Origin of the sequence: Kitasatospora sp. NPDC058243 (assembly GCF_042882025.1) — a bacterium.
Taxonomy (GTDB): Bacteria; Actinomycetota; Actinomycetes; order Streptomycetales; family Streptomycetaceae; genus Kitasatospora.
The window spans coordinates 328,008-348,561 of record NZ_JBHVWW010000001.1 but is presented as its reverse complement, the minus strand read 5'-3'; the positions used below and the strand labels follow the sequence as shown (position 1 = coordinate 348,561).

Sequence of the window (20,554 nt, the reverse complement as noted above, 5' to 3'; positions counted from 1 at the left end):
CCTCAGACGCCGTCCTTGTGGCCGTTCGCGACGAGCAGTTGCTCCATGCTCCTGTGGGCGGGGGCGGCCTCGGTGTTGCTGTCGTCGTGGAACATCCTGAGGTACTGGACGAGGGCGCTCACGCACGTGTCCCGCCCGTCGTACTCCGCGTTGTCGACGAGTCGGCAGTCCTTCGAGATCTCCCTCATCTGCCCGCCGGGAGCGGTGTACACGGGGTGCCAGATCAGTTTCACGTCCGGGTTCAGCCGCTGGACCAGCCGTAGTTCCGGGACTTCCAGCCTGATCAGGATGCTCTCCGGAGCGTAGGCCCGTACGAAGATGTGCACGGGGCCGGTCGCGCGGGACACGAAGGCCTTGGACAGGACGCTCCACATCGGCCCCGTCAGCTTCCAGTCCGGGTGCAGCTCCAGGACGTTGAGCACGCCGCCGATCCGGGTCCGCCCCAGCGGCGTGTGGCCCTTCCGGTACGCGTAGTCGCTGGTCTCGATGCCGCCCGCCCACAGGGCCATGGTGGGCGTCTCGATCTCCAGGTGCTCGGCGATGAGCTTGACGAACTCCTGGTACCAGGAGTTAGAAGCCCGCAGCTCGCGCTGCTCCTGGCGGTCCTTCGTCTTCGCCACGGCCTCGTCGTTCAGCACGCCCTGCGAGTCGACCCCGCCGAGCAGCAGCTGCCAGGCGGCGTCGGCCTGGGGCTGCGGAATGCCCGCGGCCTTCGTCAGCTCCTGGTACGGCCCCCACTCGGGGTGCTCGGCGGGCCTCGTGGCGTAGTGCTCGTCCAGGCCGCCCTTCTGGCGCTGCACCTGGCGTGTCACCGCGGCGTTCCCCACCTGCCGCTGAAGCGCGGCCAGGCCCGTGAGGCGTGCCCCGTGCCCGGCGGCGGCCGGCGCCGTCGTCTGCCGCTCCGCGGCTCTCCGTGTCTCGCGCACGCCCTCCCCACCCTTCCGGCCGCCCCCCGCCGAGTCTACGGGCGGCGGGGTGGCGGGGCGAGGGCCGAAAGGGCAGACCCGGGGCCACGCCGGAACGGCGCGAGGTCGGCTCGACCCGCGCGGAACAGGGCGGATTCACACGGGAGTTGATCGTCCCCGGTTCCCGCGAGGGCCGGGCCGCTGCCCACCCCGGACGCGACCCGTCCGACGATCCGCCTCCACTGTCGCGTCCCGACCACGTCAGGCCGCGTCGTAACCCGGCCGGGGCGGCGGCTGGCCCCGACAATCGGTGGGGCACACCCGGGCGCCTGTGCAAGGCGCGGTCCCCCATGTGGGGAGTTCCAAAGGAGGTTGTTCATGAGCAGGACGAAGAGGACCGGGACGACGACGCGGGGCGGCCGGGCCGCCGTGATCGGTGCGCTGGGCCTGGCCTCGGTGGCCCTGGCCGCCGGACCGGCGTTCGCCAAGGGCGACGTGGAGATCACGGCTCCGCACACGGCGCGGGTCGGCACGACCTTCACGGTCACGGGGCACGGGGACGACGACGGTGCCGCCTACCTCCAGGTGTGCCTGGAGGGCCGCAGCAGCGGTTCGACGTGGGAGCGGATGACCTGCGGCACCGTGGTCGAGACGGGCACCGAGGCGGAGGCCGTCGCGCACGTCAAGGCCGCACACAGCGGCGCCCTGGAGTACCGCGCGGCGCTGTTCGGCCTGACCGGCCTGGACGACCGCCACCCTGTTCGCGAGAGGACCTCGGATCCGGTGACGGTGGAGGTCCGCTGAGACCGGCGGCGCGGCCGCTGACGGCCGGCGGCCGGGCGACACCTGGGCCGCACCTGGACCAAGACCGCCCAACTGCCCTGCCCCGGCGCGGAAGCGGCCGAGGCGAAGTGCGGCCGCCGCATGGGGAATCGGTCTGGACACAGGCGAACAGCACGGGTTGGCGGGCGGCCGGTCAGTTCCGGAAGGAAACGGGGAGGTTGGCGTAGCCCCGGAAGGTGAGGCGGTCGCGGCGCACTGCCGGGCCGGCGCGCCGCATGGCGGGCAGGTGCTCCAGCAGCAACGGGAGTGCCAGTCGCGCCTCCGTACGGGCCAGCGCCGAGCCGAGGCGGTAGTGTGCGCCGGCGCCGAAGGAGAGCGACGGCTGGGCGTCCCGGAACGGGTCGAACCGGTCCGGGGCGGTGAAGTGCGCCGGATCGTGGTTTCCCGCCCCGAGGAGCAGCAGGATGTGGCTGCCCTTCTCGATGCTGCCGATGCCGTCGATCTCGATCGGCTCGGGTGCCCACCGGCTGGTGAGTTGCAGGGGCGCGTCGAAGCGTGACACCTCTTCGACGTACCGGTCGGTCAGGCCCGGGTCCGTGCGCAGCCGCGCGGCGAGGTCGGGGTGGTCCAGGAGGGCTCCCAGGCCGTTGCCGAGGAGGTTGGCGGAGGTCTCGAATCCCGCCAGCAGCAGGAACACCAGGTTCACGACGAGTTCGCGGGTGGACAGTTCGCTGCCGTCGCGGTCGTGCGCCAGTACCAGTGCGGTGATCAGGTCCTCGCCGGGTTCGGCACGTCGGAGCCGGGTCAGCTCGGTGACGTACGCTTCCAGTTCGAGGGCCGCGCGGTCGGCCGCGGTGGCAGGGCCGGCGGGATGCAACGGCTCCAGGACGGCGGTCGTCTCCTGGGCGCGCTCGCGCAACCACTGGTGTTCGCCGTCCGGGACACCGAGCAGTGTGCCGATGATCCGGATCGTCAGCGGGTAGGCGAACTCGGCCATGAGGTCCACGGCCTCGCCGTCGCGGCCGATCCGGGCCAGGTGGTCGGCGAGGGCGGTCGCCCGTGCGGTGACGACTTCCTCCAGTCGGTCGGTCCCGCGGGGTGAGAAGGCGTCTGCGGCGAGCCGTCGGACGCGGGCGTGGTCGGACCCGTTGGCCTTCATCATGGAGTCCGCGATCAGGCGTGCGGCGGCACCGTCCGGCCAGCCCCGGACTTCCAGTCGCGGGTCCCGCAGCAGTGCGTTGACGGCGTCGTACCCGGTCGCCGCGTAGAACCCCGGTCGCAGGCGCACCACTGGCCCGTGGGACCGGAGGGCGGCGTACGCGGGATAGGGGTTCTGGCGGCCGGTGGGTGACGCCAGGTACTGGAATGCCTCGCCGGGCAGCATGCCGGGATTCCTCACGTAGGGATCGGGTTTCTGGGTCGAGCGAGTGCCGTGAACGCCCTGGGCTCAGGAGTACTGGATCAGCTGGAGCCGTGGCGGCATCGTCCAGTCGTGGGGTTCGAAGGCGATGCGGGTGAGCGGCGCGGTGGCGGCGGCATCGGTCATGATCCCTTCCAGGGCGTCCTGTTGGCCTGGTTCGAGGAACCCCCAGAACAGGCTGTGCCAGACCACCGTGCGCACCGACGGATCGGCCGGCGTCGCCAGCTCGCGCCGCAGCCACCCGACCGCATCCGCCTGTTCCACCCGGACCGGGGTGCGGGCGGCGAGGTCGAGCGCGTCGTCGAGGGCGGCTCGCAGGAAGGTGTGCTCGAAGGGCAGGTAGCTCCGTACGGTCTGCACGTCGGCCGGATCGGCGGGGTCGCGGGGACGCAGGTCGCAGCCCGCGCGCGCCACGATCCGGATGCTTCCGGGGTTCGGACCGTGGGCGGGCAGCCGGACCGTTGAGGCGGGGTCGCCCCACTCCCAGCCGGGCCCGAACCACCGGTAGCGGTCGATCAGCAGGTTGAGTCCGGCGCAGGCGCCGAGTTCGAGCAGTCGGATCCGCGGGGCCCGCACCAGTGCGAGCCCGTGCAGCAGTGTCGCGGCCCGGACGGGCTCGTGCTGCTGCACCGGGTTGTCGAGCGCGGTGGCGATCTCGGCGGGGTGGTTGGCGATCGCCGTGACGAAGAGGTCCCACGACCGGTCGGTGCCGCGCGGTTCGATTCCGTCCGCCGCACTCGACTCGGCCAGGTGCGCGGTCAGCCGGGGAAGCCGCCCGGCGGTCAGCAGGCCCTGGACCCCGGCCATGGCGCGGATGGTGAACAGGGGCGCGCCGGCCTGTGGGTGCCGTCCGATCAGGCGGGTCACCGGCCCGCCGTGCTCGACGTCGTCGGCGAGCCTGGCGAGCAGCCCCGATGCGAAGGGAGCGGCCCCGGCGGACCGTGCGGCCATCGACCGCAGCAGCTCCGGTCGGTCGATCAACTCGCGCACGGGGACACTCCGTTCGGCACTGTTCGGGCGGAGGTGTGGACCAGACCGTGCAGCAGCTCCCGGCACGGGCCGTCCGGAGCGAGTCGGTCGAGCACCGCGCAGCAGTGCTGCCGCAGCGACTCGACCCGGCGTTCGTAGCCGTCGAGGACGGACGGATCCCGCAGCGCGGCCCGCAGCTCCCCGCGGGCGCCCGGATCGGTGCCGGCCCGGGCCCGCAGGTCCAGCAGGTGCTCCCGGTGCGCGGGGGCGGCGACTGCGAGTGCGTGGGCCAGCAGGAGGGTGCGAGTGCCGTTGGCCAGATCCTCGAACTCCTGCGCCGCGCTGGGAGCTCCGTCGTTGCCGAGCTGTCGCAGGACGCCGAAGAGTTCGCCGAAGGTCCGCGTCAGTGCACGGGAAATGTCCTAGGAGAGAAGCGGAACTGACGATCTGTCAGTATCGGTGCTTCGCTGATGCACCCCGGCTCGATGCCCTCCCGGCGACGTTCTCGTGCTCCCGTGCCGCGCGGCCCGCTGCTCATCGCGATGAGCAGCGGGCCGCGCGGGCGGATGGTGGCGGCGGTGGCGCTCTCCCGGAGGGGAGTGGCGGTGGCGGGCCTGAGTCGCAGGCGGGCGAGGACGGCTGCGGCGACGACGAGCATCTCGGCCCAGGCGAAGGACTCGCCGACGCACTTGTGGTGGCCTGCGCCGAAGGGGATGAACAGTCTGGGTGGGGCGTGGCCCGCAGGACGGCGCCAGCGGTCGGGATCGAATCGCAAGGGGTCGGGGTGGAGCCGCGGGGAGCGGTGCAGCGCGGTCGGGCTGAAGAGGATCTCGGCCCCCGGGGGCAGGACGACGCCGCCGTACCGGAGCGGTGCCACTGCCCGGCGCATCAGGATCCAGTTGGGGGTGTGGAGGCGGAGGGTCTCGCTGAGCGCGTGCCCCGTGCGCTCCAGACGTGGTAGGTCGCCAGGGGACACGGCGCCGTCGGTGGCGACGGCGCGCACCTCCTCGCTCAGCTCGTTCTGCAGGTCCTGGTGCCGGGCGAGTTCGTGGAAGAACCAGGCGAGTGTGGTGCCGGTCGTCTCGGTGCCGGCCAGGAGCAGCGAGACCGCTTCGTCCCGGACCTGGGCCGGTGCCATGGCGAGGCCGGTCTCCTTGTCGCGGGTGGTCAGCAACAGGGACAGCAGCGTGTCGTCCGGGCCCTGGTGCGGGGCGGCGGCCTGGGCGATGATCTCGTCGACGACGGTGCGTAGGTCCCGGACCGCTGTGTCGAAGCGCCGGTTGGCCGGTACGGGCAGCTTTTCCAGCAGCGGTGACGGGTAGAGCGCCCGCTGGACGAATCCGGTGAGGACCACGGGCACGGCCCGGTCGATCCGGGCCTTCTGGGCGTGGCTCAGGCGGGTGGCGAACAGTGCCTCGACCACGACGTCCCGGGCGAGTCGGTGCATTCGCGGCTCGATCGGCGCGGCTTGCCCGGGCTCCCAGCGGGTCACCGCCGCCGCTGCCAGTCGGGCGGTCAGGGCGGCGTACCGGTGGATGCTGTCGCGGTGGAAGGCCGGTTGGACCAGGCGTCGCTGGCGGAGGTGGAACGCGCCCTCGGAGGTGAACAGGCCGTTGCCCAGCAGGCCGCGGGCCTTGTCGAAGACGAAGCCCTTCTCGGTCTTCGCGGCGTCCCGAACGAGCAGCCGGTGGACCAGCTCGGGATCGGTGAGGACGTGAACCGGTCTGCGCCACAGGTGGATCCGCACCACCGGGCCGTGGTCGGCGAGCGACTGGAGGAAGGGCACGGGGTGGGCGAGCAGCGGGAGCAGGTGCCCGAGCAGGGGCAGGTGGCCCGGCGCGCACGGCGCGGTGCCGGGCGGGGTGTCCTCCTCGCGCATCAGTGCCCCGCCGCGGGGGCCGGCACGTCGAACCGGGAGGTGTCGCGGGACCAGTCGATGTGTCCGCGCAGCCACAGCCCGAGGCTGCGGGCGTAGGCCGAGGCCGCGGCGCTGCCGTCCGTGTGGATGGTTCGGCTCAGCTCGATGAACGCGCGCATCTCGGCGTCGCGCATGGCGACGGCGGACCGTCGGGCTTCGGCCGGAGAGCAGTGGTGGTGGCGGGCGAGGACCTCGACCAGGTTGTGGCGGTCCTGGCCGCCCGCGGTCTCCTTGGCGTGGGAGTACAGGTCGTTGTCCCAGCTCACCAGGTTCGCCGTGAGGTCCCTGAGCCTGCGCAGCGAAGGCCCGTCCGCCTCCGCGGCCGGGACTTCGTAGCCGGCGGCGATGTCGACCAGGGCGAGGCAGGTGTACGTCGCCCCGGCGTGCCTGCGCATGGCGGCGTACTCGGACGGGCCCGGTACGGTGCCCGCCTCGCGGTTGGCGGCCTCCCACACCTGGGCGGAGAGGTAGTCGCGGACCGTGCACTCCCACCGGAACAGCTGTGACGGCGAGGCGTGTGCGGCGACCCGGTCCCGGATCTCCCGCAGGGCCGCCGCGTAGGCGCCGGCCGGTCCGGGCATCTCGTCGCCGGGCGGCTCGGGGTCGACCACCCGGGCGAGGAGAGCGGTCGTGCGGGCCAACGGTCCGGGGCGGTGGCCGCGTTCACGGTCCTCGCAGTACCCGTCGTCGAAGGCGAAGAGCCAGACGTACCAGTCGGACAGCAGGCGCAGCATCTCGGCGGAGACCTCCGGGTTGGTCCGTGCGGCCAGGTGGCCGCTGCGCTGGCGTCCGATCCGGTCGGACTGCCGTAGCCGCCCGTCCAGCAGCCGGTGGCGCGCCAGCCAGTCCAGGCTCTGCCGGTCGGCCTGTTCGGCGTGGGGGTTCGCCAGGGAGGGGAAGGGGCACCACAAGGCGTCCGGGGTGCTGTGTGGTTGCCCGTCGCGGAGATCGGTCATCGTTGCGCCGGCCTTCGTCTGGTGTGGGGTCGCAGCCGGCCTCCGTGCCCCGCGACGATCGCGTGGGGTCGCCCGGCCTGCCTGGGAGGCCGAAACTAGCCCGGCGCGGGGCAGGGGGATGGACTGCGCGCGCATCCGTCGTTGCCTCCCGGCGCACGGCCGGCCGTCTCGCCTCCTCAACAGCGGTGATGCGCTGACCGCTTGAGTTCGCCATCGTTTGCCGACAGCGAGGGCCCGCACGATCACGGCTCCGCGGGCCCCTGCAGCGCTGGGCGGCGGCGTGCGAATTCCAGCTTCGGATCAGGCTGGTCGATCGGAGGTGTAGCGGGCGAGCATGGTCTCTACCGCCTGCTCGACGGCGTAGCGGATGTCAGAGGCTGCGGGGTTCCAGTCGGTCAGCAGCATGCGGGGCCACAGGACGTAGTTGGCGATCATCCCGAGGAACTGGTTGGCGGCGCTCTCGGCGTCCGGGACGTCGGCGTTGCCGGCCTCGTGCTCCGACTCCAGGTAGCGCTGGACCGAGGTGAAGTAGGGCAGCTTGCCGAGTTGGAACTGCATCCGTCCCAGTTCGGGGAAGCGGGGCAGCTCGGCGATGACGATGCGGAACAGGGCTGTCATGCCGGGCCGGCCGATCAGGTCGGCGTAACGGTGGCCGATGGAGGTCAGGCCGGAACGCAGGTCTCCGGTCTGAGGTCGTGCGACGGCGCCTGCGGCGTCACGCTGCCAGGACTCGGTGACGATGGCCTCGAAGAGGGCTGCCTTGGTGGGGAACTGCTTGAACAGGGTGGACTTCGAGACGGCCGCCCCTTCGGCGATGCGGGCGAGGGAGGTTCCGTCGTAGCCGCGGTTCAGGAAGAGGTCCGTGGCTGCGGAGATGATCGCCTCGCGCTTCTGCTGGGCGAGACGGCGGTGATGTGCGGAGAGCTCTGCTGCCATGTGTGCAGTATGCCCTAGCTCCGAGGCGAGTCACTTGACTCGCCTCTTTCGGCACGCCTACGCTGCAATGGAAAGGCGAGTCAACCGACTCGTATCTGATGGCGGTGCCCGATGTCTCTCTGGTGCCGTGCGATGAGGGAGCAGCTGATGACAGCCGACAGGATCGCTTTGGTGACCGGTGCGAACCGTGGCCTGGGCCGGAGTACGGCTCTTGCCCTGGCGGCGCGCGGGGTGCGGGTCGTGGTCACCCATCGCGGTGATGCGGCCGGGGCCGAGGAGACGGCGCAGCGAGTGCACGCTGCGGGTGGGACTGCCGCTGTCGTGCGTCTCGACATCAGCGACGTCTCCTCCTTCGGAGCCTTCACTTCCGAGCTGAGCGCACTGCTTGAGCGCTGGGGGGCCTCGCGGCTCGATATCGTGGTCAACAACGCGGGGGTTGGCGTTTTCGGCCCGCTGGAAGCTGTCACGGCCGACGACTTCGACACGGTGTTCGGCACGAACGTGCGGGGCACGTTCTTCCTCATCCAGTCGCTTGTGCCGCTGCTGGCGCAGGGCGCCCACGTCATCAACGTCTCGTCGTCGTTGACTCGCCACACCAGTCCCGCGACGTCGGTCTACTCCGCTTCGAAGGCCGCCGTCGAGGCGCTGAGCCGCGCTCTGGCCGCAGAACTCGGCCCCCGAGGCATCCGGGTCAACTCCATTGCCCCGGGGCCGACCGCCACCGACTTCAACGGCGGTGCCATGCGGGATGACGTCGGTATGCGCCAGGTTCTGGCCGGGCAGACCGCGCTCGGCCGTGTCGGCGAACCCGAGGAGATCGGCGACGCCATCGCCACGCTGGCCTCCGAGGGCCTGCGCTGGGTGACCGCCGAGCGCATCGAGGTCTCCGGCGGCGCCCTCCTCTGACCGGCCGGGCGAGCCTGTCCCGGGCCGCAGGCAACGCCTCGGCCGACACCGCTGGGTGATCAACCGCCTGGCTCGGCGGCTTCCGCCGGCTCCACCTCCGCTACGAACGCAAGGCCGACCACTTCGCCGCCTTCGCCGGCACCGCCGCAGCCCCCATCTGCACCCGCCGACTCTCCACATGAGATGTCTTCTACGGGCGGTTGTGAGCGGACGGTCGTTGCGGCGGATCCCGCATGTCGTCCGGGCGCGGCGCGTTCTGCTCGCGGGCGGCCCGCAGGATCGCGCGGCGGATGGGTTCGTAGCCGGTGCACCGGCAGAGGTTGGAGCCGACGAGGGCGTCGACCTTCTCGGGGGAGTCGGCGAGGCCGGGGTCGGCCGCCAAGGCGCCGGCGGCGACCATGAGGAACCCCGGGGTGCAGAAGCCGCACTGCAGGGCGTGTTCGGCGGAGAACGCCCGCTGGAGGGGGTGGGGATCGCCGCCGGGCCCGGCGAGGCCCTCCACGGTGCCCACCGAACTCCCGTCGCACTGCACGGCGAACACGAGGCAGGAGCGGACCGCCTCGCCGTCCACCAGCACCGTGCACGCCCCGCAGACGCCGTGCTCGCAGCCCAGGTGGGTGCCGGTCAACCGGCAGTCCTCCCGCAGCACGTCGGCGAGGATGCGGCGGGGTTCCACGTCGAGCCGGTGCGTTTCGCCGTTGACGGTCAGGGTGATCCTCATGCGCGGTCTCCGTCCGGCTCGGCGCGGCGGGATCGCAGGTCCTGCGCCGCCTGGTGCAGCGTCCTGGCGACCAGGATCGCGACGGCCTGCCGCTTGTACTCGACGTCGGCGTACGGCTCCGGCACGGGGGCGGCGTCCTGCTGCGCCGCGATCCCGCCGGCCCGGACGAACGGGTGCCCGTCGGGCAGCCGGTGTCCGCCGACGGGTGCCCAGGCCTCGGCGCCGATCAGCGCCTGCTCGGCCGCGCGGGCCCGCAGCGGCCGGTCGGCGCAGTTGGCCAGCCCGATCCGGGCCTCGGCGACCACCCCCTCCCGCACCGTCAGGGCGGCGGCGACCGCGACCTGGGCGAAGCAGAAGTGCGTACGGCGGTGCTCGGTGAAACCGACCCCGGTGTCGCCGTCGAGCAGCGGGAAGGCCACCGAGGTCAGCAGCTCGTCCGGTCGGCGAGCGGTCAGGTGCGGCCCCCGGAAGTAGTCCCGGGCCGCGACCGTGCGCGTGCCCCGCGGGCCGGACAGCTCGACGTCGGCGTCCAGGGCGGCGCCCACGGCGCACCACTCGGAGGCGGGGTGCGCCCAGGCGAAGCTGCCCGCCATCGTGCCGCGCGAGCGGATGGGAGGGTGGGCGATGTGGACCGCCGCGCGGGCGAACAGCGTACCGAGCGGGCCGGGGACGGCCCGTGCCGATTCGAACGCGCGGTGTCGTACCAGGGCGCCGACCCGCAGGGTGCCGCCGTCCGGGTCGACCCGGTCGAGTCCCGGGACGCGGTTGATGTCGACCACCAGCCCGGGGCGCACGCGGTGCAGGCGCATGTCGAGGATCAGGCTCTGCCCGCCGGCGAGCACCTGGGCCGTCCCGTCCGCGGAGCTGAGCGCCTCGACGGCCTCGGCCACCGTGCGCGGTACGGCGTAGTCGAAGGCGGCCGGCTTCACCGAGCCGCCTCCACAAGCTTCGGGGCACGGGCCGCCCGCCAGACCACGTCCGGGGTGAGCGGCATCTGCAACAGGTCGGGGTCGGCGATCCGCAGCGCGTCGACCACGGCGTTGACGACCGCGGCCGGAGTGCCGATGCAGCCCGACTCGCCCGCCCCCTTGGCGCCCAGCGGCGTACCCGGGCCCGGGGTGCAGGTGTCCCTGACCTCGATGGCCGGCACTTCGGTGAAGGTCGGCAGCAGGTAGTCCAGCAGCCCGGAGGCCAACAGCGGTACGCCGTCGTCCCGGTGGGGGATCCCCTCGTACAGGGCCTGGCCGATGCCCTGCACCGCCGACCCGAAGGCCTGCCCGCGCACGATCACCGGGTCGAGCTGCACGCCGCAGTCGTCCACGGCCACCACCCGCAGCAGCCGTACGGTGCCCAGCTCGGGATCGACCTCGGCCACCGCCGCGTGGGCGCCGAAGGGGAAGGCCATGCCCGCCTCGAACCGGTCGTCCACCCGCAGCGGCCCGGTCGCCCGCACCAGCTCGGCCAGTTCGATCGCCGGCGAGCCGCCACGGACGAGGCGCGCGGCGCCGTCGGACCAGTCCACGGCCTCGGTGGGAACGCTCCACAGCCGCGCGGCCCGCTCGCGTGCCTCGTCGAGCAGCAACTGCGCGGCGTGCCGCAGCATCGCGCCGGCCACCTGGGCGGAGCGGCTGCCGAAGGAGCCCATTCCCTCGGGCTGCTCGTCGGTGTCCCCCTCGACCAGCCGGACCCGGCCCGGGTCCACGCCCAGGGCTTCGGCCACCAGCGCGGGGAAGACCGTCTCGTGCCCCTGGCCGGCGGGGGCCGCGCCGCACCGGACGAGGACCGTGCCGTCCGCTGCGGCCTCGACGCCGCCGAACTCGTGGAGCCCGCCCGGCTCCCCGCCGGAGCGTTCCACGTAGCAGGACAGGCCGATGCCCAGCGGCAGGGCGTCAGGGTCCGTTCGGCGCCGGGCCTGCTCGGCTCGCCACCCGGGGTAGTCCAGGGTCTCCAGCGCCAGGTCCAGCGCGGCGGCGTAGTTCCCGCTGTCGTAGCACCGGCCGGTGGGCGTCCGGTACGGGAAGTGGTGCGGCGGGATGAAGTTTCGCCGCCTCAATTCGGCTGGTTCGATGGCGAGTTCACGAGCCATCTGGTCCATGGCCCGCTCCAGCGCGATCGCCGCCTCCGGTCGGCCGGCACCGCGGTACGGGTACGTCACCATGGTGTTGGTCAGCACCGAGCGGACAGTCGCGTGCACCTGCGGGGTCACGTACGGGCCGGTGGCCATCCGGGCGGTCTGCATCGGCAGCCCGGCCCCGAGGTGGGGGTAGGCGCCCACGTCGGCTTCGACCTCCAACTCGTAGGCGAGCAACCGTCCTTCGGCGTCTGCGGCGAGCCGCACCCGCTGGTCCTGCCCCCGGCCCCGGGGCGCTGCCGTCATCGACTCCAGCCGGTCCTCGATCCACCGCACCGGCCGGCCCAGCCGCACCGCCAGGTGGGCGACCACGACGAACTCCGGCCACGCCGCGCTCTTCGACCCGAACGCCCCGCCGGTGTCCGGGACCACCACCCGTACCCGGTCGACCGGCCACCCCAGCAGCGCCGCCAGTTCGCGCCGCAGCCGGTGCGGCATCTGGTGCCCCGACCACACCGTCAGCCGATCCCCTTCGGGCACGGCGAGGATCGTCCGGCACTCCATCGGGGAGGGCAGCAGGAGCTGCTGGCGGTAGCGGCCCTCCACCACCACCGCGGCCCGCCGCCACACCGAATCGTCGATCGGCCGCCCGGCCTCCCCGCGGAAGACGGTGTTGCTCAGACCGTCGAACAACTGGACCGAGTCCGTCGCCGCCGCGCCCGCGGTGACTGCTGCGGGCAGCGGGTCGACCCGGACGGACACCGCCGCCGCCCCGTCCTCGGCCCGGTAACGGTCCTCGCCCAGCACCACCGCCACCGCCTCGCCCACGTACCGCACCCGGTCCCTCGCCAGCGCCGGCCACTCCCGGCCGGCCACGGCCTCCTCCGTGGACAGCCCGGCCAACAACGTGTACGGCACCGCCGGAAGCCCCTGGAAGCCGGAGGCCGCCGTCCCGGGCGGGCCCGGCTCCGACAGATCCGCGCTGGACCAGGCCCCCACCACCCCCGGCACCTCCCGGGCGGAGGCGCAGTCCACCCCGCGCAGCACGCCGTGGGCTACGCCGCTGCGCACGAACGCCGCGTCCAGGCACCCGGGCACCTCGATGTCGGCGACGAAGCGGCCCCGGCCGGTGAGCAGCCGTTCGTCCTCGCGCCTGGTCCACTGCTCCACGACTGCACCTCCGTGACTCGTACCGCTCACAGGGGAGTTGGCCGCCGCGCCACGGTGTGCGGGCGCCAACGGCCGTACCCGCGCGGGCGCACGTGGGGAGCCCCACCGTACGGGCCGTCCACCATGGTGCGCGGGCAACACGCGGACCGGCCCTTACCCGCTTCTCGTCGACGGGAACCCCACGGCCCTGTCCACAGGCGCGTTCGGTTCCGGGGCCGCGCCACGGCGGGCAACTCCGAGGGCCGACGGGGCGAAGTCGCCACCCCCGGATTCAAAGCCCTGCGCCTTGTACAGCGGTGATGGGCGGATGCGCAGTGGCTTCAGGCGTGCGAAGCTGCGCTTCGCCGGTGCCCGGTTCGGCGCCCGTCCGACTAGCGCACAGGAGCAGTGCCCGCATGCCACCGTCGACACCGAACGACAGTCCTCGACCCGTGACGGGCACCTGGGAGCAGGTCCACGCCGAACGGGCAGCCTTGGCCGCTGACCTGGCAGGACTGGACGAGGGGCAGTGGGCGACCCGGTCCCTCTGCGACCGGTTCACTGTCCGCGAGGTGCTCGCGCACATGACCGCCGGGGCGAGCCTCGGCCCGGCACGGTGGATGGCGGGTGTGATCCGCTGTCGCTTCGACTTCGACCGGCAGGTTGCCCTGCGGCTGGCCGAGCAGATGGGCGCCGCTCCGGCCGAGACGCTCGCGCGGTTCCGCCAGGTGATCACCAGCACGACCAAGCCGCCCCTGCCGAGAGTGGCGATGCTCGGGGAGACCGTCGTGCACGCGGAGGACATCCGCCGACCGCTCGGTATCGAGCGCGACTACCCGGTTGACGTGCTGACCGCCCTGGCCGTCTACTACCAGGGCTCCGACCTGCCCGTCCTCTCCAAGAAGCGTGCCGCCGGCCTGCGGCTGGCGGCCACCGACGGCCTCTTCGTCGCCGGTGACGGCCCACGGGTGTCCGGCACCACCCTGGCCCTGGTCATGGCGATGGCCGGCCGCGCGTCCTACTGCGACCAGCTCGACGGCGAAGGGGTCGTCGTCCTGCGCGAGCGCCAGGCGACGGCCTGACCGACGTCCCGGCCGAAGCCCGATCGTGTCGACAACAATCGCAAAAGGCGGTGGCCAGGCCGAGCAGCGACGAGACCGCCACCATCACCGCCGAACCGTGCCGAACGACACCGCGACCGGAGCGAGTTCCGGTGCGAATCATTGGCAGTTGCCTTCAGTGTTCGGACGTCCAGCGTTTCACCCGCTCGATCACACCATCCGGGTCGGAAACGGTCGAGTGGACGGTGAACTCGGCGTACCCGGGATCGTCGATCGGCAGAGCGGGCAACGGATGCTCGCGCAGCCGCGCGACGAGGTACCCCGCGGCCAGCAGGTCACGGGACTTCTCCTCATCGACATCGGCCTTGTCCGCGTGCCAGTAGGACCCGTCGTACTCCACGGCGAGCTTCCGGCCGCCGGCGAGTTCGACCGTGATGTCGACGTGCCAGACGCTGCGCCGGACGAACGCGACATGGCGTACGGCCTGACCGGACGATGCTTTGCCGAATGCGCGTTCGGCGGCCGCGTGGTGGTCGAGCTCGATCTGGGACTTGCCGTGTTCCCTGCACTCGGGGCACCCGCTGCCGGCCGCGCGGGAGGCCAGGGGTGTCTGCCACACGTGTGTGGGGTCGGCGGTGCAGACCCATGTCGGGACGAAGGCCGTCTGACCGCTGGGGCGCACGTGCCAGGCCGAGAGGGGGTTCACGGGCGACCACTCGGCGGCGAGTTCCGGGAAGTGGAACGCGAGTGAGTCGAGGATCGTGCGGCATTCGGGGCAGCGCAGGCGCTGCCCCTTGTCCCGCTGTTCCGGTGTGTCCTGCCACTGATGGCCGCAGTTGGGGTCCTGCCACCACACGGTCCGGCGGGACCGGGGGGAGAGCTTGGCCAGGCTGATGCGACCGTTGCGGGTCGGGTGCCACTGGGAAGCGATCTCCGGACCGATCCTGAACGGGGCGGGTTCGACAGCGACGGCTTCCAGCCGGGCGGTGCGGGTCTCCTGGCTCCGGCAGGAGGGGCAGCCTGAGTGCAGGTAGGTGTACGGGGATATTCGCGGGTGGTGCCCCTGCGGACAGCGGAACCGTCGCAGCGGCCCGAGCCCGGCAACGGTGACGGTACGGGGGTCCTCGTCGTCGGCCCACGCCGAGAGGAGTTCGGGTACGTCGGCGACGGGCGTCACCTCGTAGCGCTCGTACTCCGCCTGCCACTGGGCGCGGTGCTTCGGTTCACACGTCGGGCACTGTACCCGGTGGATCATGTCGTGGACCCGGGCGGTGAACCGCAGGTCGCAGCCGGGGCAGCGCCAGGCCGCTTCTCGGCGGGCCGTGACGGTGACGGTCTCCCACTGCGCGAGGTCGTTCGTCTCGTGGTCCCACCAGTCGAGGACCGGCAGCCCGGAGTCCTTGAGCAGGGCCCGCTGTTTCTGCCCGGGCGGGTTGGGGGTCTGTCGTGCGCGGTTCGGGTTGGTCTGGCACCGGCAGCCGAACGCGATGTCCCCCAGCCGTTCGGCGGCGAGGCGGCCGCAGTACCTGCACCGGACATGGTGGGGGTCGTCGGAGTAGGACGGGTCGGTCAGCGCTGCCAGGTGGTCGTAGCCGTGCTTCTCCGCGTGTTCCCTCGCCTCCGCCACGGAAACCGGCGTCAGGTCCGCGTACGCGCCGTGGCGCCGTCGTTCGTCCTGCGCCCACTGGCGCCAGTAGCACGCCCGGCAGGTCGCCTCGCCCTCCGCGTTCTTGGCGAGGGTGTACTCGAAGCGGTAGTGAGCCTCGCAGTCACACGTCAGGCACCGGGTCAGGCGCCATGCCGTCGGCTTGGCGAACGGCTCCAGCGGCTCCAGTCCACCGGCGCGGAGGATGCCTGTGATGTGATCGTCGCACCAGGCATCGCGCGAACGTGTCCGGTACGCGGATGGCTGAGAACAGCCGGCATCCGCACACAGCTGGACCTGTTTCTGGGGCGATATGGGGCTCACCTGCGGATTCTCCCATGCCGCCAACCGGGAGCGTGGTGACGGGTGGGCGCTCGGACGGCGGATCAGAAGCCGGCCGTCCCGTTCAGCCCGGCAGCCGCAGGCGGAACAGCGCCCCGCCGCCGGGGGCGGCCTCGGCGGTGAGGGTGGCGCCGTGCGCGTGGGCGATCTGCCGCGCCATGGCGAGCCCGAGCCCGGAGCCGGGCAGGGCGCGGGCGGCGGAGGCCCGGTAGAAGCGGTCGAAGACGTACGGCAGGTCCTCGGGCGCGATGCCGGGGCCGTGGTCGCGGACGGTCAGTTCCAGTCCGGTGGTGAGCCGGACCTCGACCGTGGCGCCCGGCGGGCTGAACTTGGCCGCGTTGTCGAGGAGGTTGGAGACCAGCCGGGCCAGCCGGGCCGGCACGCCGGGGACGGTGCGCTCGGCGGCGCCGTGGCCCAGGGCGCCGTCCGCGTCGTCGTCCAGGGTGAAGGCGATCGCCGGCCAGTGGCCGCGCGCGGTGTCGACGCAGTGCCCGACGAGCCGGCCGACCGCGACCTGTTCGAGCAGCGGCTGCGGTTCCTCGTCGCGGGCCAGCTCGATGAGGTCGTTCACCAGCCCGGTCACCTCGCGCAGCTGGCGGTGCAGCGCGGCCGCCGCCCGATCCCGCTGGCCCTCGGTCAACCGGTCGGCGCGGGCCAGCAGTTCGGCGTTGGTGCGCAGCGCCGTCAGCGGGGTGCGCAGCTCGTGCGAGGCATCGGCGACGAGCCTGCGCTGGGCGGCCACGGACTGCTCCAGTTCGCCCAGCATGGTGTTGAAACTGCCCGCCAGCCTGGTCAGTTCGTCCTCCCGGCGCCCGGGCGGCAGGTCGATCCGCAGCCCCGCGTCCCGGGTGTCGGCGATCCGCTCGGCGGTGCGGGTCAGCCGGGCGACCGGGGCGAGGGCGGTGCGGGCCACGGTGCGCCCGAGTACGGCGGCCAGCAGCAGGCCCGCCGCCGCGACGGCCGCCATCAGCGCGCCGGCCTGCCGCACCCCCTCCTGGACGCTGTCGGCGCGCAGCGCGACCTGGACGGCCTGCCGGGCGCCGGGCGGCGCCGCGATCATCGGGGTGGTGAGCATCCGGGCCGGGTGGCCGCCGATGGTGAGGTCGGTGAAGTAGCCGGCCCGCTGCCGGTTCGCGACCTGGCGGGTGGCCGGTGTGACGGGCAGCAGGTACGGCTCGTTCGGTGGTTTGCCGGGGTCGGCGGAGACGATCTGCGCGCAGGCCGGGGCGGCAAGGTAGTTGCACTCGCCGTAGACGACCTGCGGCCCCTGGTCGCGGTGCTGCTGCTGCACCAGGGTGGCCTGCTGGGTGAGGTGCTGATCGAGCTGGTGGTTGAGCTCGTAGCGGACGATGCTGAACGCGGCCGCGCTGATCCCGAGCGCCACCACGGCGACCGCGGCCGTGCAGGCGAGGGCCAGCCGGGTGCGCAGCGGGCGCCGGCGCCGCCAGCGCGCGTGCGCCCTCAAGCCCGGTCCAGCCGGTAGCCGACCCCGTGCACCGTGTGCACCAGCCGGGGTTCGCCGCCGGCCTCCAGCTTGCGGCGCAGGTAACCGACGTAGACGGCGAGGGAGTTGGAGTCGGGGCCGAAGTCGGCGCCCCACACCCGCTCCATGATCACCTCGCGCGGGAGCACCTGGCCGGGGTGGCGCAGCAGCACCTCCAGCAGCGCGAACTCGGTGCGCGAGAACTCCACCGGCCGCCCCGCCCTGCTCCCGGTCCGGGTGACCGGGTCGACCTCCAGGTCGGCGAAGCGGTAGCCGGGCTCCTCGGCGGCCGGGGCGCTGCGCCGCAGCAGGGCGCGCAGCCGGGCGGTCAGCTCGTCCAGGGCGAACGGCTTGACCAGGTAGTCGTCGGCCCCCGCGTCGAGGCCGTCGACGCGGTCGCTCACCGAGTCGCGCGCGGTGAGCACCAGGATCGGGAGCCGGTCGCCCAGGGCCCGCAGCCGGCGGCAGACGGCCAGCCCGTCGAGGACGGGCATCATCAGGTCGAGGACCATCGCGTCGGGCTGCCAGCCGGACACCTCGTTCAGCGCCGCCAGCCCGTCGGCGGCGCCGCGCACCTGGTAGCCCTCGACGGCCAGCCCGTCCTCGACGGCGGCCCGTACCTCCGGATCGTCGTCGACGACCAGCACTCTCTGCCCGTTGTTCATGCGGACAACCCTCTCAGAACGAATCTGAGAAGCCTCTTAGCTCGTCCTCGCGGCGGCCGCAGGGCCCTCTGCCGGGCGTTGCCACCTCTGTGCCGCCGGTCGCGCCTGGGCGTGTCCGTCGCCCTCGCCCCGCAGAACGACTCTGAGAAGTCTCTTAGGCGGCCTCAGCAAGCTCGACGGCATGCGGACAGAACACGGCAACCACGGCAACCATGCCAACCACGATCCGGCCCGCCCCCTGTCGGTGGTGATCGGCGCCGGCGGCACCGGCGGACACATCTACCCGGGCCTCGCACTGGCCGAGGCGCTGCGCAGAGCCGACCCGCGGGCCGTGATCTCCTTCGTCGGCACCGAACGCGGACTGGAGACCACCCTCATCCCGCAGGCCGGCTACCGGCTGCACACCGTCGACATGATCCCCTTCGACGCCTCCCTCGGCGCGCGCCGCTACCTGCTGCCCGCGGCGCTGCTGCGCTCCGGCCGGGACTGCCGGGAGATCCTGCGGGCCCAGGGCGCGCAGGTCGCGGTCGGCATGGGCGGCTACCCGAGTGCGCCGGTGATCGTCGGCGCCAAGATGGCCGGGCTGCCGAGCGTGGTGCACGAGTCGAACGCGGTGCCCGGGCGGGCCAACCGCTTCGCCGCCCGGCTCACCCCGCACATCGCGCTCGCCTTCGACCGCACCCGCGAGCACCTGCCCGCCGGCCGTTCGGCGCAGACCGTCGGGATGCCGCTGGTCGGCGCCGTCGCCCAGCTCGACCGGGCGGCGCTGCGCGCCGAGGCCCGTCGGCACTTCGCCGTCCCGGACGGCGTCCGGCTGCTGGTCTTCAACGGCGGCAGCCTCGGCGCCGCCCGCCTCACCGCGGCCGCCGTCGAACTGGCCGGACGCTGGCGCCACCGCACCGACCGGCGGCTGCTGATCAAGACCGGCCCGGCCGCGCTGGCACAGGTCCGGGCCGCACTGGACGGCAACCCGGTGGCGCACGCCGTCGCCTACCTGGACCGGATGGACTTCGCCTACGCGGCCGCCGACCTCATGGTGTGCCGCGCCGGCGCGGCCACCGTCGCCGAACTCTCCAGCCTCCGGATGCCCGCCGTGCTGGTGCCCTACCCGCACGCGCCGCACGACCACCAGACCCACAACGCACGCGTCCTCTCCGACGCCGGCGCCGGCCTGCTGCTGCCGGACGGCGAGTGCACCGGCGAACGGCTGGCCGCCCTGGTGGAACCCCTGCTCGCCGATCCGGCCCGGCTCGCCGCGATGGCGCAGGCCGCCGACCCGGGCGACCACGCGCGCGCCGCCGACCTGCTGGCCGCCAAGGTGCTCCGCGTCATCGGCCGGACCCCGGCACCCGCGCCGCCCGCCGTCCCGGCCCCCGCCCCCGGCCCGTACGACCGCTGACCGCTCGACCGCTCGACCGCTCGACCGCTGACCACTGACCGCCGACCGCCCGCCCCGAACCACCGGAGGACCACCATGAACCGCCCCGCCCACCCCAACACCCCCGCCGCACACCAGGACTGGACCGGCCGGACCGTCCTGGTCACCGGCGCCGAAGGCTTCATCGGCAGCACCCTCGTCGACCTGCTGGTCGCCCGCGGCGCCCGCGTCCGGGCCCTGGTCCACTACAAGCCGTACGCCGAGCGCGGATACCTCGCCCACTACCTGGCCGACCCCGGCAGCCCCGTCGAGATGCTCGCCGGCGACGTCCGCGACGCCGGCCGGGTCCTGGACGCCGTCGCCGGCTGCGACACCGTCTTCCACCTCGCCGCGCTCATCGGCATCCCCTACAGCTACCAGGCCCCCGAGGCCTACGTGCAGACCAACGTCGTGGGCACCCAGAACGTCGCCGCCGCCTGCCTGCGGCACGGCGCCCGCCTGGTGCACACCTCCACCAGCGAGGTGTACGGGACCGCGATCACCGCACCCATCGACGAGCACCACCCGCTCCAGCCGCAGTCCCCGTACTCCGCCTCGAAGATCGGCGCGGACATGATGGCACTCTCCTACTGGCACGCCTTCGAACTGCCGGTCGCCGTCGTCCGCCCGTTCAACACCTACGGCCCGCGCCAGTCCGCCCGCGCCGTCATCCCCACCATCCTGGCCCAACTCCACTCCGGCGCACGGGAGATCAGGCTCGGCTCGACCACCCCCACCCGGGACTTCACCTACGCCACCGACACCGCGGAAGGCTTCCTGGCCATCGCCCGCGCCGACCGCACGCTCGGCGAGACCGTCAACCTCGGCACCGGCAGCGAGGTGTCCATCGGCGACCTGGCCAAGGCCCTGATCGTCGCCTCCGGCCGGGACGCCGACATCGTCGTCGACCCGACCCGGCTGCGCCCCGGCGGCAGCGAGGTCGAACGGCTGCTCTCCGACAACCGCAAGGCGCGCGACCTGGCCGGCTGGCAGCCCCAGGTCGGCCTGGACGAGGGCCTGCGCCACACCTCCGACTGGGTCGCCGAACACCTGCACCTGCTCGCCCCGGACCGCTACCAGGTCTGACGCCGCCCCTGCGGCCAACTGTCCCATCGGGCATGGGCCTTGGTGGCAGGAGCCGCCAACGCCTCCACGATACACCCAACCTCCCAACCAGAACACCCGAGCAAAAACAAAGGAAACGGCC

18 protein-coding genes and 1 pseudogene are annotated in these 20,554 nt (G+C 73.1%); 7 read left to right on the top strand and 12 right to left on the bottom strand.

The genetic code is table 11. From position 1 onward, the window contains the following. Window positions 1–2: 2 nt before the first annotated feature. Entirely contained in the window at window positions 3–812 is an 810-nt protein-coding gene (locus tag ACFVX9_RS01455) for a hypothetical protein (RefSeq protein WP_387979850.1), read from the bottom strand. Between the two features lie 471 nt (window positions 813–1,283). Between ACFVX9_RS01455 and ACFVX9_RS01450 the strand changes: the two genes are divergently transcribed. Further along, window positions 1,284–1,709: a hypothetical protein gene (locus ACFVX9_RS01450; protein ID WP_387979848.1), complete on the top strand. Its 426-nt coding sequence runs from the start codon at window positions 1,284–1,286 to the stop codon at window positions 1,707–1,709. Window positions 1,710–1,881: 172 nt separating this feature from the next. Here the strand turns inward: ACFVX9_RS01450 and ACFVX9_RS01445 are convergent, their stop codons facing one another. Both ACFVX9_RS01445 and ACFVX9_RS01440 read right to left on the bottom strand, forming a co-directional pair. After that, window positions 1,882–3,072 (bottom strand): cytochrome P450, encoded by a 1,191-nt coding sequence (locus ACFVX9_RS01445; RefSeq protein ID WP_387979846.1) that lies wholly within the window; start codon window positions 3,070–3,072, stop codon window positions 1,882–1,884. A gap of 63 nt (window positions 3,073–3,135) precedes the next feature. Next, window positions 3,136–4,098: a DUF2332 family protein gene (locus ACFVX9_RS01440; protein WP_387979844.1), complete on the bottom strand. Its 963-nt coding sequence runs from the start codon at window positions 4,096–4,098 to the stop codon at window positions 3,136–3,138. Between the two features lie 35 nt (window positions 4,099–4,133). On the opposite strand from ACFVX9_RS01440, the gene ACFVX9_RS01435 reads away from it, so the two are divergent. Continuing rightward, the gene (locus ACFVX9_RS01435; protein WP_387979842.1) at window positions 4,134–4,520 is read left to right on the top strand and encodes a hypothetical protein; all 387 of its coding nucleotides are present in this window, start codon (window positions 4,134–4,136) and stop codon (window positions 4,518–4,520) included. On the opposite strand, the gene ACFVX9_RS01430 is transcribed toward ACFVX9_RS01435, so the two are convergent. From ACFVX9_RS01430 to ACFVX9_RS01420, 3 genes are all read right to left on the bottom strand, one after another. Then, complete coding sequence (locus ACFVX9_RS01430; RefSeq protein ID WP_387979840.1) at window positions 4,481–5,956, bottom strand: cytochrome P450; 1,476 nt, start codon at window positions 5,954–5,956, stop codon at window positions 4,481–4,483. The genes ACFVX9_RS01435 and ACFVX9_RS01430 overlap by 40 nt on opposite strands. Further along, entirely contained in the window at window positions 5,956–6,951 is a 996-nt protein-coding gene (locus tag ACFVX9_RS01425) for a hypothetical protein (RefSeq protein WP_387979838.1), read from the bottom strand. Before ACFVX9_RS01425 ends, ACFVX9_RS01430 begins: the two co-directional genes overlap by 1 nt. 300 nt (window positions 6,952–7,251) lie before the next feature. Further along, on the bottom strand, window positions 7,252–7,887 hold the full coding sequence (locus tag ACFVX9_RS01420; RefSeq protein ID WP_387979836.1) for a TetR/AcrR family transcriptional regulator: 636 nt from the start codon (window positions 7,885–7,887) through the stop codon (window positions 7,252–7,254). A 147-nt stretch (window positions 7,888–8,034) separates the two neighbouring features. Between ACFVX9_RS01420 and ACFVX9_RS01415 the strand changes: the two genes are divergently transcribed. Together ACFVX9_RS01415 and ACFVX9_RS01410 are read left to right on the top strand one after the other, a co-directional pair. After that, window positions 8,035–8,793 (top strand): SDR family NAD(P)-dependent oxidoreductase, encoded by a 759-nt coding sequence (locus tag ACFVX9_RS01415; protein WP_387979834.1) that lies wholly within the window; start codon window positions 8,035–8,037, stop codon window positions 8,791–8,793. Between the two features lie 31 nt (window positions 8,794–8,824). Further along, window positions 8,825–8,975 (top strand): annotated as a pseudogene (locus tag ACFVX9_RS01410) (IS5/IS1182 family transposase); the annotation flags it as partial. 8 nt (window positions 8,976–8,983) lie between these two features. Here ACFVX9_RS01410 and ACFVX9_RS01405 read toward each other — a convergent pair. The 3 genes from ACFVX9_RS01405 to ACFVX9_RS01395 are packed head-to-tail and all read right to left on the bottom strand — an operon-like array spanning window position 8,984 to window position 12,755. Beyond that, window positions 8,984–9,514: a (2Fe-2S)-binding protein gene (locus tag ACFVX9_RS01405; RefSeq protein WP_380483053.1), complete on the bottom strand. Its 531-nt coding sequence runs from the start codon at window positions 9,512–9,514 to the stop codon at window positions 8,984–8,986. Further along, on the bottom strand, window positions 9,511–10,443 hold the full coding sequence (locus ACFVX9_RS01400) for an FAD binding domain-containing protein (protein WP_387979832.1): 933 nt from the start codon (window positions 10,441–10,443) through the stop codon (window positions 9,511–9,513). Before ACFVX9_RS01400 ends, ACFVX9_RS01405 begins: the two co-directional genes overlap by 4 nt. Next, the gene (locus ACFVX9_RS01395) at window positions 10,440–12,755 is read right to left on the bottom strand and encodes a xanthine dehydrogenase family protein molybdopterin-binding subunit (RefSeq protein ID WP_387979830.1); all 2,316 of its coding nucleotides are present in this window, start codon (window positions 12,753–12,755) and stop codon (window positions 10,440–10,442) included. Before ACFVX9_RS01395 ends, ACFVX9_RS01400 begins: the two co-directional genes overlap by 4 nt. A gap of 395 nt (window positions 12,756–13,150) precedes the next feature. On the opposite strand from ACFVX9_RS01395, the gene ACFVX9_RS01390 reads away from it, so the two are divergent. Then, complete coding sequence (locus ACFVX9_RS01390; RefSeq protein WP_380369382.1) at window positions 13,151–13,816, top strand: maleylpyruvate isomerase family mycothiol-dependent enzyme; 666 nt, start codon at window positions 13,151–13,153, stop codon at window positions 13,814–13,816. A gap of 154 nt (window positions 13,817–13,970) precedes the next feature. Here the strand turns inward: ACFVX9_RS01390 and ACFVX9_RS01385 are convergent, their stop codons facing one another. The 3 genes from ACFVX9_RS01385 to ACFVX9_RS01375 form a co-directional block, all read right to left on the bottom strand. Then, window positions 13,971–15,422 carry a zinc-ribbon domain-containing protein gene (locus ACFVX9_RS01385; RefSeq protein ID WP_387979828.1) on the bottom strand — a complete coding sequence of 484 codons (1,452 nt, stop codon included), beginning with the start codon at window positions 15,420–15,422 and terminating at the stop codon, window positions 13,971–13,973. A gap of 424 nt (window positions 15,423–15,846) precedes the next feature. Then, window positions 15,847–17,247 (bottom strand): sensor histidine kinase, encoded by a 1,401-nt coding sequence (locus ACFVX9_RS01380; protein WP_387979826.1) that lies wholly within the window; start codon window positions 17,245–17,247, stop codon window positions 15,847–15,849. Beyond that, window positions 17,244–17,930, bottom strand: coding sequence for a response regulator transcription factor (locus ACFVX9_RS01375; protein ID WP_387979824.1), 687 nt, complete (start codon window positions 17,928–17,930; stop codon window positions 17,244–17,246). Before ACFVX9_RS01375 ends, ACFVX9_RS01380 begins: the two co-directional genes overlap by 4 nt. Window positions 17,931–18,111: 181 nt before the next feature. Here ACFVX9_RS01375 and ACFVX9_RS01370 point away from each other — a divergent pair, with 181 nt between their 5' ends. Both ACFVX9_RS01370 and ACFVX9_RS01365 read left to right on the top strand, forming a co-directional pair. Then, window positions 18,112–19,329: a glycosyltransferase gene (locus ACFVX9_RS01370; protein WP_387979822.1), complete on the top strand. Its 1,218-nt coding sequence runs from the start codon at window positions 18,112–18,114 to the stop codon at window positions 19,327–19,329. A 75-nt stretch (window positions 19,330–19,404) separates the two neighbouring features. Beyond that, window positions 19,405–20,433: an SDR family NAD(P)-dependent oxidoreductase gene (locus ACFVX9_RS01365; protein ID WP_380369367.1), complete on the top strand. Its 1,029-nt coding sequence runs from the start codon at window positions 19,405–19,407 to the stop codon at window positions 20,431–20,433. The last annotated feature ends 121 nt before the right edge of the window (window positions 20,434–20,554 follow it).

Bases quoted from the DNA above. Each gene is read 5' to 3' on its own strand.
- ACFVX9_RS01445 (WP_387979846.1), bottom strand. From the start codon at position 3,072: ATGCTGCCCGGCGAGGCATTCCAGTACCTGGCGTCACCCACCGGCCGC.
- ACFVX9_RS01365 (WP_380369367.1), top strand. From the start codon at position 19,405: ATGAACCGCCCCGCCCACCCCAACACCCCCGCCGCACACCAGGACTGG.
- ACFVX9_RS01420 (WP_387979836.1), bottom strand. From the start codon at position 7,887: ATGGCAGCAGAGCTCTCCGCACATCACCGCCGTCTCGCCCAGCAGAAG.
- ACFVX9_RS01430 (WP_387979840.1), bottom strand. From the start codon at position 5,956: ATGCGCGAGGAGGACACCCCGCCCGGCACCGCGCCGTGCGCGCCGGGC.
- ACFVX9_RS01425 (WP_387979838.1), bottom strand. From the start codon at position 6,951: ATGACCGATCTCCGCGACGGGCAACCACACAGCACCCCGGACGCCTTG.
- ACFVX9_RS01405 (WP_380483053.1), bottom strand. From the start codon at position 9,514: ATGAGGATCACCCTGACCGTCAACGGCGAAACGCACCGGCTCGACGTG.
- ACFVX9_RS01375 (WP_387979824.1), bottom strand. From the start codon at position 17,930: ATGAACAACGGGCAGAGAGTGCTGGTCGTCGACGACGATCCGGAGGTA.
- ACFVX9_RS01390 (WP_380369382.1), top strand. From the start codon at position 13,151: ATGCCACCGTCGACACCGAACGACAGTCCTCGACCCGTGACGGGCACC.
- ACFVX9_RS01370 (WP_387979822.1), top strand. From the start codon at position 18,112: ATGCGGACAGAACACGGCAACCACGGCAACCATGCCAACCACGATCCG.
- ACFVX9_RS01415 (WP_387979834.1), top strand. From the start codon at position 8,035: ATGACAGCCGACAGGATCGCTTTGGTGACCGGTGCGAACCGTGGCCTG.
- ACFVX9_RS01450 (WP_387979848.1), top strand. From the start codon at position 1,284: ATGAGCAGGACGAAGAGGACCGGGACGACGACGCGGGGCGGCCGGGCC.